The following is a 15,512-nucleotide window of genomic DNA, read 5'->3' on the forward strand; positions in this document are numbered from 1 at the left end:
CAGAACCAGCTTTACAAAGCACTCCAACGACGCTGATGTCGTGAAGAGAAGGTAGGAGCTGGCTTTGCCTGCGATGCAAGGCAAAGCCTTGCCAAACCCAGCCACCCCATAGTCGATCTGTAACATCGTTTGGCAGCCCTGCTCCAACGCTTGAATCCCACCCCCAACCCCGTTACCCTCCTCTACGTCGCTGTAAATCCAGCGACCAGGTTTGGTCACCTGCAAGAAATCAAGGCGCACAAGCGCCCCATCCGATTCAGCTGGCGCTTTTTTTGTGTCTGCTGTTTCGTGTTATGGCGGCTGTGCGCGGGGCGCCTTCGTGCGCGCCGGGTTCCTTGATTCCCGGTTGACCAACCTGCGTACAGTCGCCACCCATCGTTTGGTCACGGTTCGTGGCGGCTCCACCAATCAAGGAGCTCCACAATGACAAAAATAGTCCCCGATCCCCCACCCACCACGCAAACCAGCACCACCTTCGGCTCCTGCAATGGCAGCCACGATCCGCTCTTCTCTGTCCGTGCCGGTGTATCTTCCGAAGACGCCCTGGTCCACGCCTCCGTCCTGCTCAAAAGCGCCTACCAGACCAACGCCCACGCCTGTGGCATGGTCGAAGCACGCTCGGCAACCGCGGCAGTGCTGCGCCGCTCGCAGCAGGCGGATTCAGCCTCGGTGAAGGCATAACTGCAGGTTGCTTCAGGGCCGCCGATGCGGCCCACCCACACAGGCTATTGCGACAGAAAGCTGACCAGCTGACGACCATGGGTACTGAGCGACTCCCAGCCCTTGATGCACAGTCGCAATTCAAGCGTCGCCCAGCACTCTTCAAGCAGCACCACACGCACCGGCAGTTCTTGCTCCATGCGCCGCGCAGTGGTCTCCGGCAGCATGGCGATCCCGGCCCGCTGAGCGACCAATTGGGCGATGGCTTCAAAGCTGGGCGCACGCACGCGGATCTGCAGGGGCATGGCCAGTTTCATCGCCCGCTCTTCGACAAAACGTTGCATGGCCCGCTCGGCTGGCATGCCGATGAAGGGGTAACCCAGAGCATCGCGCAGGCGCGTCTGTTCGCGCTCGGCCAAGGGGTGCCCGGTAGGCACCAGTATCACCAGCCGCTCGCTGCGAAACGGCAACGACAGCACCCCATCGCTGATCACGCTGCCGTCATACACGCCGATTTCGCAATCGCCAGTGAGCACGGCACGCATGACATCAGCACTGCGGTATTCAGTCAGTTGCAGATCGACTTCCGGGTAGTCCGCCAGAAACGAGCCGAGCACGGCGGGCAACAGGCTGCTGGTAGTCACAGTGGTGGCGGCCAGCCGCAAGGTGATGCGGCGTTGGCCAGCGAGCTCCTTTAGCGTGTCCTGAAGCTTTTGCGCCTCGCCAAGTACGCTGCTGGCTGCCTCAAGCACCAAGCGACCGGTCGGAGTCAGTTGCATACCGCCAGCCGTGCGGGTGAATACGCTGACGCCGCAGCGCTCCTCGAACAGACGCAAGCGGGTGCTGGCGGCCGAGACGGCAACCGGGATGCTGGCTGCGGCCTTGCTCAGGCTGCCGGAGGCGGCAATGGCGCTCAGCAAGCGCAAATCGGAGAGGTCAAAGTGCACTGGGTTTCTCTTTTGGCGAAGGCTTCGTTCTGGAAAATGCGATTCTGCGCAGGTTGCCTTCACCTTAGAATAACGCCTGTACCTTCTCCTCTGTCGGGCTGCTGATGAATAAATTACGTGGGTTTTGCCAGCGTTGCGTCGTAAACGGCAGCCTGTTTGCGGTGCTTTCGGCACTCGGCTTCAGCCTCAAGGCGATTTTCGTCAAGCTGTCATATGCGGCCAGTGAGGTGGATGCGATCACCCTGCTGGCGATGCGCATGGGCTTGTCGTTGCCGCTGTTTGCCTGGCTGGTGTGGGCCAGCCGCGGCCCGGCCAATGCGCCCATGACCCTGGCTGACGGTGTGCGGGTGATGCTGCTGGGCTTGTTCGGCTATTACCTGGCGAGCCTGTTCGATTTCTACGGGTTGCAGTACATCAGCGCCGGGCTCGAGCGCCTGATTCTGTTCACTTACCCGACCCTGGTGCTGGTGTTCCAGGCCATCGCCCTGCGCGAACGCCCTACCCTGCGCACCCTGGTGGCGATGGGCCTGTGCTACCTGGGCCTGGGTGTCGCCTTCGTGCATGACGTCAGTGCCAGCGCAATGGGCGGCCAGGTGATGCTCGGCGCGGCGTGGGTGTTTGCCAGTGCAGTGACCTACGCGCTGTATTACTCAGGCACCGGCATGATGCTCAAGCGCATGAGCTCCATGCGTCTGGCCGGGCTGGCGGGCAGCGCGTCGGCGCTGATGGTGCTGGCGCACTATCTGCTGAGCACCGATACCCACCTGCTGTGGCAGCTGCCTTCTTCGGTATGGGTGTACGCAGCATTGATGGCAGTGGTATCCACGGTGTTGCCGATCTATTGGGTGGCACTGGCGATTCAGCGCATGGGGGCTACCTATACCGCGGCGGTCGGCAATCTGGGGCCGGTGCTGACGGTGCTGGCGTCATGGGCGGTGCTCCACGAGGACGTGTCGCTGTATCAGATGATCGGGCTGGCCTTGGTGTTGTTCGGGGTTTCGCGGCTCAAACCGGTGCGGGCCAAGGGCGAGACACAGGTGTCTGGACAGGCCAGCACGGCAGCGCAAAAAACATAGGTGGGCAGATCAACTAGACTGCAAGGTTCGGGTGCTGAATTTTCCTTGATGCACCCGTTCCCCAACAGTAGTTATTTCCACCGAGTTGACCTGAGTACACACCATCATGTGTAAATCATGTGATTCAACTTCCTCTTCAAACACCACTGATCGCCGTCGTTTTCTTCGCATTGCCGGACTTGGAGCAGGCGCCCTGCTGCTGGCCGGCGCGCTGCCCGACAAGCTTGTCACGGCCGTCGAAAAAACCGCTGCGCCCCCTAAACCACAAAACGCAATCAACCCCGACCAGGCGCTACAACGGCTGATTGCCGGCAATGAACGCTACGTCAGCGGAAATTCGGACACACACGATTTCAAGGACGAACGTGAAGCCTTGGTGTCCGGTCAGAACCCGTTCGTGGCGGTGCTCAGTTGCTCCGACTCGCGGATCGCCCCCGAATATGCGTTCGACACTGCACGCGGTGACCTTTTCGCGATTCGCGTGGCGGGCAACTTCGTCACCGGCGAAGGCCTGGCCAGCCTTGAATACGCCGTCGCAGTGCTCGGTGCGCCGTTGATTCTGGTGCTCGGCCATGAAAGCTGTGGCGCCATCGATGCCGGGATCAAAGCGCTGAAAGATCAAACCGTGTTCCCCGGGCACATTCCGAAACTGACGGAGGCGCTCAAGCCCTCTATCGAGAAGGTGCTCAAACAACCCGGCAACCTGATGGAAAATGCCACCGCGCAAAACGTTAAAGACTCGGTCCAGAGTCTTAAGGGCGCCACGCCCTTGATCACCGATGCGCTTGCCAAGGGCAAGTTGAAAATCGTCGGCGGCGTCTATCGCCTGGCCACCGGTAAGGTCGAGCTGATCGCCTGAGCGCAAGTACGGGCAAGGAAGCCCGGCTGACGAGGCGTCTACACTGTTTGTCCCCAGTCCCGGATTCGGAGACCCAAGATGACCAGCAAGAATACGATTTGCCTGTGGTTTGACGGCACGGCGCTGGACGCTGCGACGTTCTATGCCAAGACCTTCCCGGACAGCGCCGTGGTGGCCGTCCATCACGCGCCGGGCGATTACCCTTCGGGCAAAGAAGGCGATGTGCTGACGGTGGAGTTCACGGTGATGGGCATCCCCTGCCTGGGCCTTAACGGTGGTCCGATGTTCCAGCACAGCGAGGCGTTTTCGTTTCAGGTTGCCACCGATGACCAGGCCGAAACGGACCGGTTGTGGAAGGCAATCGTCGGCAATGGCGGTCGGGAAAGTGCCTGTGGCTGGTGCAAGGACAAGTGGGGGCTTTCCTGGCAGATCACCCCGCGCATCTTGACCGCGGCGATCAGCAACCCTGATCGGGCGGCGGCCAAGCGTGCGTTCGAGGCGATGATGGAAATGCGCAAGATTGATGTGGCGGCGATTGAGGCCGCGCTGAAGGGTTGAACGCTATCGCGGGGCAAGCCCGCTCCCACAGCGGCCCTACACAGGGGCCGTGTAAGGCCCCTGTGTAGGGATGATTACTGGCTGTAGACCGTTTTTCCGCGGAACACTGTCTGCAACACCTTGGTATCGGCAATCTGCTCGGGCTTGCCCTGCGCCACCAGGTCGAACAGGTTGCGGTCAAGGACGATGAAATCCGCCGACTTGCCCGCTTCGATCGAGCCGATCAGCTTGTCCTGGCGAACCGCGCGAGCGCCGTTGATGGTGTAGGCATCGAGCATCTGTTCCAGCGTCGCCGACTGTTCGGCGTTGTACGCCGGCTCCCCTGGAATCGCGCGGGTAATGCCAGCGGCAATGTTCATGAAGGGCCGTGGATCGCGGGAGTCGACCGGTGCGTCACTGCCGGCGACCAGAACTGCACCGGCCTTGTAAGAGCTTTGCACCGGGTAGGTGGCACTCCAGGTGTAGTTGTTTTTGTTGTAGAGCAGGTCGTTGATGTCCTGGCCCTTTTTGCTCTTCTCCAGGAACGGGGTGATCAGCACATCGTAGTCGGGCTGCTGGTTGATCCAGGCGTAGGTGTAGGTGAGGTACAAACCAAGCTCGCCAATGCGGCGCTGGTCGTCCGGGTGAATGACTTGCAGGTGGGCAATGGTGTGCGGAATGTGGCTGTCGCCATTGCGCTGGCGGGCAGCCTCCAGGGCATCGAGTGCGACACGCGTGGCGCGGTCACCAACGCTGTGGACGTGGATGCTGAAGCCATCGGCATCGAGCGCGCTGGCGTAGTTCTTGAAGTCTTCCGCCTTGTAATTGACGATGCCGTTCTTCTTCGAGTCCTCGCTGTCCTTGGTGACGGTGACAGCCCCGGTGTCGGCATTGAGCTTGAGGTGAGGCGTCTGATAGTTGTGCAACATGCCGGCATTGGGTGAGAACGGCGGCGTGCTGAAAGCGTCCCCTTCAAGCACACCGTCGGCGAAAATCTTCACCGCATCAGCCTTGATCAACGGGTTGTCAGCGAACGCGGCACGGACCTCCTGGGCTTTTTTCAGGTGCCCGGCAATATCCACCTTGCCCTTGTAATCGTCGTCAATGAAGCAGGTAGCGGCGGTGACACGCATGTTCAGCAGATCCTGCTTCTGCATCTTCACCAGCTGTTCGCGGATGAAATCATTGCTGCACGCATCCTGAATGCTGGTGATGCCGCTTTGCGCCATGACTTTGGCGACATCCGGCAGAATGTCGCCATAAACCTTCTCGCCGCGCGGGTCGCCGGGCTTTTGCGCAAACATGTCGAAGTTGCCTACAGGGATTTTCTCTTTGGCCGCGTCGCGCACGACGCCGGTGTCGAGGCTGACGTAGGGCGCCAGCTCGGCGAACACGCCCCCTTTGGCCAGGGTCTTGGCGTTGAAGCCAACAGGGTTGCCGTGCTGGTCCTCCGCCATGCTCAAGGCTTTGGAGTTGTAGGCGCTGGCATGGCCATCGACCCCGGACAAGATGATCGGGTGACCATCGGCAGCCGCATCGAGCGCCTGGCGTATGGTTTTGTAGTTGGCCGTCGGCTCATTGCCTTCATAGGGAACCCACTGATCGATCTTCAGCCAAGCGCCAGGTTCGCTGGCGTAGCGCGGCAAGCACTCCTTCACTTTGCTGGCCAGCTGATCGAGGTTTACCGCCTTGCCTTCAAGGTCACAGACATCCAGGGCGACGGTGCCCAGTACGTGGATATGGTTGTCGTGCAGGCCAGGCAACACCATCTTGCCGCCCAGATCGACCACCTTGAATCCCTCGCTGATGAAGCGCTCCGCGCCCTCACGGTTGCCGGTATAGACGAACCTGTCGTTGGCGACGGCGATGGCTTCGACCTTCCGGTGCTGGCCATCCTGGGTGTAGATCTCGCCGTTGAGGTACACCGTGTTGTTGCTGTTGTCGACGGTAGGGACAGGCGTCTGGCTGCAGCCAGTGATCCCGACGAGCAAGGCAATGGAGGAAAGCGTTAGGTGTTGTTTTTGTTTTAAGCGCATACGGGCTCCGGTTAAATTACAGTAATTACTGTAATTTGATCTTCTACCAGCGTTGCCTATTGGCGTCAATCGGTGAGATTGACGCCAATAGGCAAGACCATGTGAAATGCGGGCCAACCCACAACAAGGCTGAGCGTTCGATGACTTCGCTAGATTTGAAGATGCGCCGCGAGCCGCGCCAGCAACGCACCTTGGCGATCATCCAGAAGATTGAACAGGCGACGCTGGCACTGCTCAAGGAAGGCGGCATTACCCTGCTCAATACCAATGCCATCGCCGAACGCTGCGACATCGACATCAAGTCGCTGTACCGTTTTTTCCCGAACAAGGAAGCCATCGTTTACCGCCTGGCCGAGCAGTGGCTGGAGGAAATACGCCAGCGGGAACAGGCGATTTATCAAAGCGATCTGGGCCTGGTTGAAATCTGGGACGCGCTCGATGACATGATCGACGGGATCGAGCAGCAGTTTTCCGGCTATGGCGCACTCTGGCAGGCCATGGATGTCATTCCCGCTTTGCACGAGCTGGAGCAAGCCCATGAGGCGGTTCAGATAGACAACATGGTGGCGCTGCTGAGAAAGCATGGCTGCTGTTGGCCAGAGAAAGACGTCACCGAGCTGGCCAGGTATTTGTACCGGACCTGGGATGTGGTCAAGCAAGGCAGCATCGAGCAGGGCGAAGCCCGCGGACTGATGTGGCGTGCGCATAAGAAGTGGCAGCATCGGCTGCTGCTGTCGGCGGTTAAATGCCGGGACAGCGCCGAGTTTGAACTGGGGCTGTCCGATTAAGTGGCCACCGATGTACTCAAGGAGATGCACATGACATTGGCTGTCGACGGCTTGGTCAGCGTCACCATGACCCACCCCATAAACGCCGCAATCGCTTCACGCCTGCCAGCGTTAGGCTTGAATCAGTTAGCTGACGGCCGGCTGTCTTTTTCAGGCGGTGTGGAATCATCAGGCGAACCAGCCAACGGCGTGGGGCATCAAGGATTACGACGTTTTCTACTATCGGGCTGGATGTCGCAACCTGTGAGGTTTATGCCCCCTATGGTTTGACCGACATTGAACATGGGCTACTGCGGATCAATCCGAAAAACGCGCAGCCTGATCTGTTCGAAGAAAAGGCGAAAAGCTACCAGGCGCGCTGGCCCTGGCTGAAGATCCTGCCCCCTGCATAACCCTGTAGGAGCTGGCGACAGCCTGCGATCGAGCGCGTAGCGCTCGCAAATGCTGAGTCCCGAATTTAACTGACGCTCCGCATTCGCAGGTTTGCTGCCGCTTTGCGGCAGATCGCGGGCAAGGCCCGCTCCCACAGAAGGCCCGCGCCCAAAGAAACCCCGTCAGCCGAGCTCCGGCAGGCTATAGCGCTCGGCAAAGTACTGGCGGAAAAACTCCACCGCCACCCGCACCTTGGCCGAGCTGGCCAAGGGCGAGGTATACACCGCCCAGATATCCGCCGGCTGGTGATAGTCCCCCAATACCTGAACCAGACGCCCGTCCGCCAGGCTGTCATGTACATCCCACCACGAACGCAGCAAGATCCCACGCCCATCCAGGCACCACTGGTGCGCCACTTCGCCGTGGTTGCTCGACAGGCTGCCGGTCACCCGCACGCTCTCCTCGCCATTGGGCCCTTCCAGTTGCCAGATGCCGAAGGGATGGTCGCGCTCTTTGATCACCAGGCAATCATGGCTACCCAGCTCGGCCAGCACTTTCGGCGTTCCGCGCCGCGCCAGGTAGGCCGGTGAGGCGCACAACACCCGACGGTTCCTGGCCAGCGGCTTGGCAATCAGGTTGGGCGCAATCGTGTTGCCGACCCGGATATCCAGGTCGACGCCCTCTTCGATCAGGTCGACCAGACGATCGTGAACATCCAGACGAACGTCCAGGCGCGGATAACGCTCGGCCAGCTCCGACAACGCCGGTGCCACGAATCGCCGCCCCAGGCCCAGGCTGCTGGCAATACGCAGTTGCCCGGTCGGCTCCCGGTGCTGGGCGCTGATGTCGTCACCCATGCGCTGCACCGCATCGAAGATCTGCTGCGCCCACTGGTAAACCCGCTCGCCCTCCTCGCTCACGGTCACCCGTCGGGTGGTGCGATGCAACAGGCGCACCTCCAGGGTCTGTTCGAGCACACGGATACGTTTGCTGATGAACGCAGCCGACATGCCCAGTTCGTCGGCCACGGCCGCGAAGCTGGCGCGTTTGGCCACCTGGAGAAAGATATTGAGGTCGTCAAGGCTCGGTAGATTATTCACGTTTCGTGTTCTAAGAATCTATGAATGGCGAGATTATCTCTGAATGAAGCCCTTATAGCATGGTCCGCACCTGTTCCCTAGACAACGAGTGCGCCCCCCCATGAGCAAGACTTTCAGAATCGCCGCGATCCCTGGCGACGGCATCGGTATCGAAGTTCTCCCCGAAGGTATCCGCGTGGTCGAGGCCGCTGCGCGCAAGCATGGCCTGGACATCAGCTTCGAATTCTTCGAGTGGGCCAGCTGCGATTACTACCTGGCACACGGCAAAATGATGCCGGATGACTGGTTCGAACAACTGAAGGACTTCGACGCCCTGTACTTCGGTGCGGTCGGCTGGCCAGACAAGGTCCCGGACCACATCTCGCTGTGGGGTTCGCTGCTCAAGTTCCGCCGCGACTTCGACCAGTACGTCAACATCCGTCCCGTGCGCCTGTTCCCTGGCGTGCCCTGCCCGCTGGCCGGCCGCGAGCCGGGCGATATCGACTTCGTGGTGATCCGCGAGAACACCGAAGGCGAATACTCGTCCCTGGGCGGACGCATGTTCGAAGGCACCGAAAACGAGTTCGTCCTGCAGGAGTCGGTGTTCACCCGCCGTGGTGTCGACCGCATCCTCAAGTACGCCTTCGACGTGGCCCAGACCCGCGAGCGCAAACACGTCACCTCGGCGACCAAGTCCAACGGCATGGCCGTGAGCATGCCTTACTGGGACGAACGCACCGCCGCCATGGCTGCCAATTATCCGGAAATCAGCTGGGACAAGCAGCACATTGATATCCTCTGCGCCCGCTTCGTGCTGCAACCGGATCGCTTCGACGTGGTGGTGGCTTCGAACCTGTTCGGCGACATCCTCTCCGACCTCGGTCCGGCCTGCGCCGGCACCATCGGTATCGCACCATCGGCCAACCTCAACCCGGAGCGCAAGTTCCCGTCGCTGTTCGAGCCGGTACACGGCTCGGCCCCGGACATCTTCGGCAAGAACATCGCCAACCCGATCGCGATGATCTGGTCCGGCGCGCTGATGCTCGAGTTCCTCGGCAACGACGGCGCCGACCCACGTTACCGCGCCGCCCACGATGACATCCTCAAGGCTATCGAGCAGGTCATCGCTGCCGGTGACACCACCCGCGACATGGGCGGGCAGAAGTCCACCCAGGACGTGGGCCGGGCGATCACCGCACTGATCGAAGGTTGATGGGATGGGGCCGATTGTCTGAATTGTCAGACAAGACGGCCCTTTTCCTCTTGCGAGCGGCGCAGATTGTATGCAGAATCTGTTAACCGAAAGATTCACGTTAACTTTTAGTTAACAACCAAGGAAGGAGCGTTACCGCAACACCCCGGAATGCCTGCCGGGTATAGATAAGTACGCCAACGTCCAGGAGACGATGATGTCGCACAAAAATAAAAAGATAGATGTGTTCCTGATCACCGTGAGTCTGATTGCCGTGCTGCTCACGGTGATAGGCCTTGCAGCCTTCCCCGCCGAAGCGGAAAGCGCAGCCAACCAGTTGTTCGAACTGTCCACCCGAACCTTCGGCACCAGTGTTCAGGTGTTGGTGTTCGGTAGCTCCCTGGCCGTGCTGTACCTGGCCTTCAGCAAATACGGCAATATCCGCCTGGGCAGTGGCAAACCCGAGTACGCCACGGCGACCTGGGTGTTCATGTTCATCTGCGCCGGTATGGGCTCCTCGACCCTCTACTGGGGCGTCATGGAGTGGGCCTACTACTACCAGACCCCAGGTCTGAACATCGCCGCCGCCAGCCCGCAAGCCCTTGAGTACAGCGTCAGCTACTCGTTCTTCCACTGGGGCGTCAGCGCCTGGTCGATCTACGCCCTGGCTTCGCTGGCCATGGCCTATCACTTCCATGTGCGCAAGAAGAGCGGCCTGAATCTGGCCTCGATCGTCGAAGCGGTCACCGGTTTCAAGGCCACCGGCCCTGTCGGCCGTACTGTCGACCTGATCTTCCTGCTGACCATGATGGGCGCCCTGACCGTGTCGCTGGCCCTCACCGCCTCGACCCTGACCCGCGGCCTGCATGACCTGACCGGCACCCCGGACACCTTCACCGTGCAGTTGATGGTGATCGGCGCCGTCGCGGTGATGTTCTCGCTCAGCTCCTACATCGGTATCGACGGCGGCCTGCAGCGTCTGAGCAAAATGGTCTGCATCGGCGCCCTGGTGTTTGCCGGCGTGGTGCTGCTGGTCGGCCCGACCCAGTTCACCATCAACAACACCGCCAACTCGATTGGCCTGATGATCCAGAACTACGTACACATGAGCCTGTTCACCGACCCGGCCGGCGACGGTGCCTTCACCCGCAACTGGACGGTGTTCTACTGGCTGTGGTGGGTGTCCTACGCTCCAGGCGTGGCAATGTTCGTCACCCGTGTTTCGCGTGGCCGGCAGATCAAGGAAGTGGTCATGGCCCTGCTGCTCGGTGGCAGCTTCGGTTGCTGGTTCTTCTTCGGCGCGCTGGAAAGCTACAGCATGCACCAGTTCATCACCGGTGCCGTGGACGTGCCGAAAATGCTCAGCGAACAAGGCGGCGAATCGGCGGTAACCCACCTGCTGCTGGCATTGCCGTGGGGCCAGGTGTTCCTTGGCGTGTACCTGTTCATCATGGCGATCTTCTGCGCCTCGCACATGGACGCCGCGGCTTATGCAGTGGCTGCCACCAGCACCCGCAACCTGCGTGAAGGTGACGACCCGACGCCGACCCATCGCCTGTTCTGGTGTGTAGTGCTGACCCTGGTGCCGCTGGCCATGCTGTTTGCCAAAGCCTCGCTGTCGACCATGAAAACCGCTGTGGTACTGACTGCGATCCCGTTCATGGTGATCTTGCTGGTGAAGATCTACGGCTTCTTCAAATGGATGATCGAAGACTACGGCCAGGTACCGGCCTACCGCATTGAAGAAGAGGCGGCACGTATGGCTGGCGAAGAACCGCAAAACCAGGCCCCGCGCAGCGCTGCTGCCGTGCACTAAACACCCCCCTGTGGGAGCGGGCTTGCCCCGCGATGCGATTTGGCTGATCGATCGCAATCGCGGGGCAAGCCCGCTCCCACAGCAAGGCTGCCCCCACAGCAACCAAATTTTTTTGCCTGACTTGTTAACTGACAGATACACGTTAACTAACAACTAAAAACCGAGCTTGTGAGACCCGACCATGAATGACTTCAAACGCCTGCCCGCCGATTTCTGCGCCAACGCCGACGAGGCGTTCACCATCCCTGCCAGCTTCTACACCCAACCGGCAGTGTTCGAACACGAGAAAGAAAACATCTTCGCGCGCAGCTGGATCTGCGTCGGCCACCGCAGTGAAGTGGCAGACAACAACGCCTACATCACCCGCGAAGTGATCGGCGAAAGCATCATCGTTGTGCGCGGCCGCGACAGCGTACTGCGCGCTTTCTACAACGTCTGCCCGCACCGCGGCCACCAACTGCTCAGCGGCAGCGGCAAGGCCAAGAACGTCATCACCTGCCCGTACCACGCCTGGACCTTCAAGCTCGACGGCGACCTGGCCCACGCGCGCAACTGCGACAACGTGGTCAACTTCGACAAAGAGAACTCGTCGCTGGTGCAACTGCGCGTGGAAGAATACGCAGGCTTCATCTTCATCAATATGGACATGGAAGCAGGCTCCGTCGAAGACCAGCTGCCAGGCCTGCAAAAACGCATGCGTGAAGCCTGCGCGGTGATCGACGACCTGCACCTGGCCGCGCGTTTTGTCAGCGACACCCCGGCCAACTGGAAATCGATCGTCGACAACTACCTCGAGTGCTACCACTGCGCCCCGGCCCACCCAGGCTTCGCCGACTCGGTAGACGTCGGTCAATACAGCCACAACCTGCACGGCAACTGGACCCTGCAATACGGCCTGGCCAAGCCTTCCGAGCAGTCGTTCAAGTTTGACGAGAGCGTGAAAGATCCCTCCTTCGCCGGTTTCTGGGCCTGGCCGTGCACCATGTTCAACGTGCCGCCAGGAGCGAACTTCATGACCGTGATCTACGAGTTCCCGGTCGATGCCGAAACCACCCTGCAGCACTACGACATCTACTTCCTCAACAAGGACATCACTGAAGAGCAGCAGAAGCTGATCGACTGGTACCGCGAAGTGTTCCGTCCGGAAGACCTGCGCCTGGTGGAAAGCGTGCAGAAAGGCCTCAAGTCCCGTGGCTACCGTGGCCAGGGCCGGATCATGGCCGACCGCGAGCGCAGCGGCATGAGCGAGCACGGCATCGCCCACTTCCACAACCTGATCGCCGTCGCCCACCTCAACGACTGATAACCACCGCCGCAGGCTGCACAGACGGCCTGCGGCGGCTTTCGGAGTGCCTTGCGTGAAACTCAATGACATTAAGCTGTTCCGCCAGCAAGCCTACATCGCTGGGCGCTGGTGCGACGCCGATGACGGACGCAGCCTGCAGGTGAGCGATCCGGCCAACGGCGAGCTGCTCGGAAGCGTGCCGCTGATGGGCGGCGCCGAAGCGGTACGCGCCATCGAAGCCGCCGAAGCAGCTCTCGGCGACTGGCGCGCACGCACCGCCAAAGAGCGCGCACAGATTCTGCGCCGCTGGTTTGAACTGTTGCTCGAACACGAGCAGGACCTGGCCCGGCTGATGACCTTCGAACAGGGCAAGCCGCTGCACGAAGCCCTGGGCGAAATCCGCTATGCCGCCTCCTTCGTCGAGTGGTTCGCCGAAGAAGGCAAGCGCGTCTATGGCGACGTGATCCCGAGTCCGGCCAATGACAAGCGCCTGCTGGTGATCAAACAAGGCATCGGCGTGTGCACCGCGATTACTCCGTGGAACTTCCCGGCGGCGATGATCACCCGCAAGGTCGCCCCAGCTCTCGCGGCCGGCTGCACCATGGTGGTCAAACCGGCCAACGAAACACCGTTCTGCGCCCTGGCTCTGGTTGAACTGGCCGAACGCGCGGGTGTACCGGCTGGCGTGTTCAGCGTGGTCACCGGCGATGCGCCGGCGATTGGCGCGCAGTTCACCGGTCACCCTTCAGTGCGCAAACTGAGCTTCACCGGTTCCACCCCGGTCGGTCGCCTGCTGATGGGCCAGTGCGCTGAAACCATCAAGAAAGTCAGCCTGGAACTGGGCGGCAATGCACCGTTCATTGTCTTCGCCGACGCCGACATCGACGCCGCGGTCGAAGGCGCGTTGATCGCCAAGTACCGTAACGCCGGGCAAACCTGCGTGTGCGTCAACCGCTTCTACATCCATGACAGCGTCTACGCGCAGTTCAGTGAACGCTTCATCGAGCGCGTACGCCAGCTGGGTGTTGGCCATGGCAGTGCCGAAGGCACACAGATCGGTCCGCTGATCAGCGACAAGGCCGTGGCCAAAGTCCGCAGTCTGATTGACGACGCGGTCGGCAAAGGTGCCGAACTGGTCCTCGGCGGCCAGGCTCATGCCCTGGGCGGCAACTTCTTCGAGCCTACCGTGCTGGCCAATGTCGGCCCGGGCATGGAACTGCTGGAAGAAGAAATCTTCGGCCCGGTGGCGGCGCTGGTGCGTTTCAACAGCGACGAAGAAGTCATCGCCCTGGCCAACGCCACCCAGTACGGCCTGGCGGCGTACTTCTACAGCCGCGATATCGCCCGGGTGTTCAAGGTCGCCGAGCAGCTGGAATACGGCATGGTCGGGGTCAACACCGGGTTGATCTCCAACGAGGTCGCGCCGTTCGGTGGCATCAAACAATCGGGCCTGGGCCGTGAAGGCTCCAAGTACGGCATCGAAGATTATCTGGAAATCAAATACCTGTGCCTCGCCGTCTGAGCGAGCGTCGGGTTCCGGGACGCGGCAGGGCCTGCCGCGCGCCCCTGCAGTCGAGGTGAACCATGGCCAACAAATACGAAATGTTCAGCGTGCAAGTGACCGACGTGCAACAGGCCACGCCGCTGATCAAGCGCTTCACCCTGGCCCGCGAAGACGGCGCGCCGCTACCCGCCTTCACCGGTGGCAGCCATGTCATCGTGCAGATGCAGGGCGCCGACGGCAGCCAGTTCAGCAACGCCTACTCGCTGATGAGCGACCCGCGCGACACCCGCAGCTACCAGATCGGCGTGCGCCTGGAAGAGCAGTCCAAAGGCGGCTCGGCGTTCATGCACCAGCAGGTTGAAGTCGGCACCCGCTTGACCATCTCCTCGCCCAACAACCTGTTCGCCCTGGACCCCAGCGCCGGTCGCCATGTACTGATCGCCGGCGGCATCGGCATTACCCCGTTCCTGGCGCAACTGCATGAACTGGAAGGCGGCGCAGCCGACTACGAACTGCACTATGCCTTCCGCGCGCCGGAGCACGGTGCGTTCCAGGATCAGTTGGCCAGCGGGCCGCATGCTGACAACACCCATTTTTATATCGACAGCCTTGATCGCAAGCTCGACCTGGCCGCGCTGTGCGCCGGTCTGGCTGACGATGCGCACTTGTACGTGTGCGGTCCGAAACCGCTGATCGATGCGGTAATTGCCACGGCCGCCAAGGCGGGCATCGCCGAGCAGCGCGTGCATTGGGAACAGTTCGCCGCCGCCCCGGTGAGCGGCGCAGCCTTCACGGTGGTGCTGGCCCAATCGGGCATTGAACTGCAGGTCGAAGAAGGCATGACCATTCTTCAGGCCATCGAAAAATCCAAGGCCGCCAAGGTCGAGTGCCTGTGCCGTGAGGGTGTGTGTGGCACCTGTGAAACAGCGATCCTCGAAGGCGAAGCCGAACACTTTGACCAATACCTGAGCGATGAAGAAAAAGCAGCGCAGCAGAGCATGATGCTGTGTGTCTCGCGGGCGCGGACGGCGCGGTTGGTGCTGGATTTGTAAACTGTGTGAGCCGGCCTTGCCGGCGATGGGCCGCTAAGCAGCCCTGGCCCGGCGGTGCCGGGCATCGCCAGCAAGGCTGGCCAAAAAAAGTGAGGCTTTCAGCAACCCCATCCTTTCCATCAGTTGACTGACACATGTACTGTTGACTCGATCAGCCTCGTTTGCTGCCCATTCCAGCGCCAGTCGGAACATGTAACCGCGGCCGTCTGACCGCTGCCGCACGTCGCGCGGGTATTTAACCTCCAGCTCAAGGATCGGATTGTCCGTTGGGCTGTCAATCCAGACTTGCCAAAGACGGTGTTGATCTTT

The 15,512-nt window shown here is 60.9% G+C and carries 14 protein-coding genes and 1 pseudogene; 11 read left to right on the forward strand and 4 right to left on the reverse strand.

Translation table 11 applies throughout. The features are described 5' to 3' along the window. Nucleotides 1-423 precede the first annotated feature (423 nt). Nucleotides 424-681, forward strand: coding sequence for a DUF3077 domain-containing protein (locus tag NPS47_RS21310; RefSeq protein ID WP_274296748.1), 258 nt, complete (start codon nucleotides 424-426; stop codon nucleotides 679-681). A 44-nt stretch (nucleotides 682-725) separates the two neighbouring features. Here NPS47_RS21310 and NPS47_RS21315 read toward each other — a convergent pair whose 3' ends face one another. Beyond that, a complete protein-coding gene (locus NPS47_RS21315; RefSeq protein WP_274296749.1) occupies nucleotides 726-1,607 on the reverse strand; it encodes a LysR family transcriptional regulator in 882 nt (293 codons plus the stop codon). 104 nt (nucleotides 1,608-1,711) lie between these two features. Here NPS47_RS21315 and NPS47_RS21320 point away from each other — a divergent pair, with 104 nt between their 5' ends. From NPS47_RS21320 to NPS47_RS21330, 3 genes are all read left to right on the forward strand, one after another. After that, nucleotides 1,712-2,683 carry a DMT family transporter gene (locus NPS47_RS21320; RefSeq protein ID WP_274296750.1) on the forward strand — a complete coding sequence of 324 codons (972 nt, stop codon included), beginning with the start codon at nucleotides 1,712-1,714 and terminating at the stop codon, nucleotides 2,681-2,683. A gap of 106 nt (nucleotides 2,684-2,789) precedes the next feature. Continuing rightward, nucleotides 2,790-3,542: a carbonic anhydrase gene (locus tag NPS47_RS21325; RefSeq protein ID WP_274296751.1), complete on the forward strand. Its 753-nt coding sequence runs from the start codon at nucleotides 2,790-2,792 to the stop codon at nucleotides 3,540-3,542. Between the two features lie 78 nt (nucleotides 3,543-3,620). Next, nucleotides 3,621-4,100, forward strand: a complete 480-nt coding sequence (locus NPS47_RS21330) for a VOC family protein (protein WP_274296752.1) — start codon at nucleotides 3,621-3,623, stop codon at nucleotides 4,098-4,100. A gap of 74 nt (nucleotides 4,101-4,174) precedes the next feature. On the opposite strand, the gene NPS47_RS21335 is transcribed toward NPS47_RS21330, so the two are convergent. Next, nucleotides 4,175-6,115, reverse strand: coding sequence for an amidohydrolase (locus NPS47_RS21335; RefSeq protein WP_274296753.1), 1,941 nt, complete (start codon nucleotides 6,113-6,115; stop codon nucleotides 4,175-4,177). A gap of 140 nt (nucleotides 6,116-6,255) precedes the next feature. Here NPS47_RS21335 and NPS47_RS21340 point away from each other — a divergent pair, with 140 nt between their 5' ends. Beyond that, nucleotides 6,256-6,903 (forward strand): TetR/AcrR family transcriptional regulator, encoded by a 648-nt coding sequence (locus NPS47_RS21340; protein WP_274296754.1) that lies wholly within the window; start codon nucleotides 6,256-6,258, stop codon nucleotides 6,901-6,903. 30 nt (nucleotides 6,904-6,933) lie between these two features. Continuing rightward, a pseudogene (locus tag NPS47_RS21345) lies at nucleotides 6,934-7,295 on the forward strand (nucleotidyltransferase family protein). A 162-nt stretch (nucleotides 7,296-7,457) separates the two neighbouring features. Here the strand turns inward: NPS47_RS21345 and NPS47_RS21350 are convergent. Next, on the reverse strand, nucleotides 7,458-8,375 hold the full coding sequence (locus NPS47_RS21350; RefSeq protein ID WP_274296755.1) for a LysR substrate-binding domain-containing protein: 918 nt from the start codon (nucleotides 8,373-8,375) through the stop codon (nucleotides 7,458-7,460). Between the two features lie 100 nt (nucleotides 8,376-8,475). Between NPS47_RS21350 and NPS47_RS21355 the strand changes: the two genes are divergently transcribed. From NPS47_RS21355 to NPS47_RS21375, 5 genes are all read left to right on the forward strand, one after another. Next, on the forward strand, nucleotides 8,476-9,567 hold the full coding sequence (locus tag NPS47_RS21355; protein ID WP_274296756.1) for a tartrate dehydrogenase: 1,092 nt from the start codon (nucleotides 8,476-8,478) through the stop codon (nucleotides 9,565-9,567). 196 nt (nucleotides 9,568-9,763) lie between these two features. After that, nucleotides 9,764-11,362, forward strand: coding sequence for a BCCT family transporter (locus NPS47_RS21360; RefSeq protein WP_274296757.1), 1,599 nt, complete (start codon nucleotides 9,764-9,766; stop codon nucleotides 11,360-11,362). Nucleotides 11,363-11,543: 181 nt separating this feature from the next. Further along, nucleotides 11,544-12,665, forward strand: coding sequence for an aromatic ring-hydroxylating oxygenase subunit alpha (locus NPS47_RS21365; protein WP_274296758.1), 1,122 nt, complete (start codon nucleotides 11,544-11,546; stop codon nucleotides 12,663-12,665). Nucleotides 12,666-12,720: 55 nt separating this feature from the next. After that, nucleotides 12,721-14,169, forward strand: coding sequence for an NAD-dependent succinate-semialdehyde dehydrogenase (locus tag NPS47_RS21370; RefSeq protein WP_274296759.1), 1,449 nt, complete (start codon nucleotides 12,721-12,723; stop codon nucleotides 14,167-14,169). A gap of 62 nt (nucleotides 14,170-14,231) precedes the next feature. Next, entirely contained in the window at nucleotides 14,232-15,203 is a 972-nt protein-coding gene (locus NPS47_RS21375) for a PDR/VanB family oxidoreductase (RefSeq protein ID WP_274296760.1), read from the forward strand. Between the two features lie 33 nt (nucleotides 15,204-15,236). On the opposite strand, the gene NPS47_RS21380 is transcribed toward NPS47_RS21375, so the two are convergent. After that, nucleotides 15,237-15,512: hypothetical protein (locus NPS47_RS21380; protein WP_274296761.1), on the reverse strand; the 276-nt coding region annotated here is incomplete at its 5' end.

The sequence above is a fragment of the Pseudomonas putida genome, assembly GCF_028682475.1.
In the GTDB taxonomy this organism is placed as follows: domain Bacteria; phylum Pseudomonadota; class Gammaproteobacteria; order Pseudomonadales; family Pseudomonadaceae; genus Aquipseudomonas; species Aquipseudomonas putida_AG.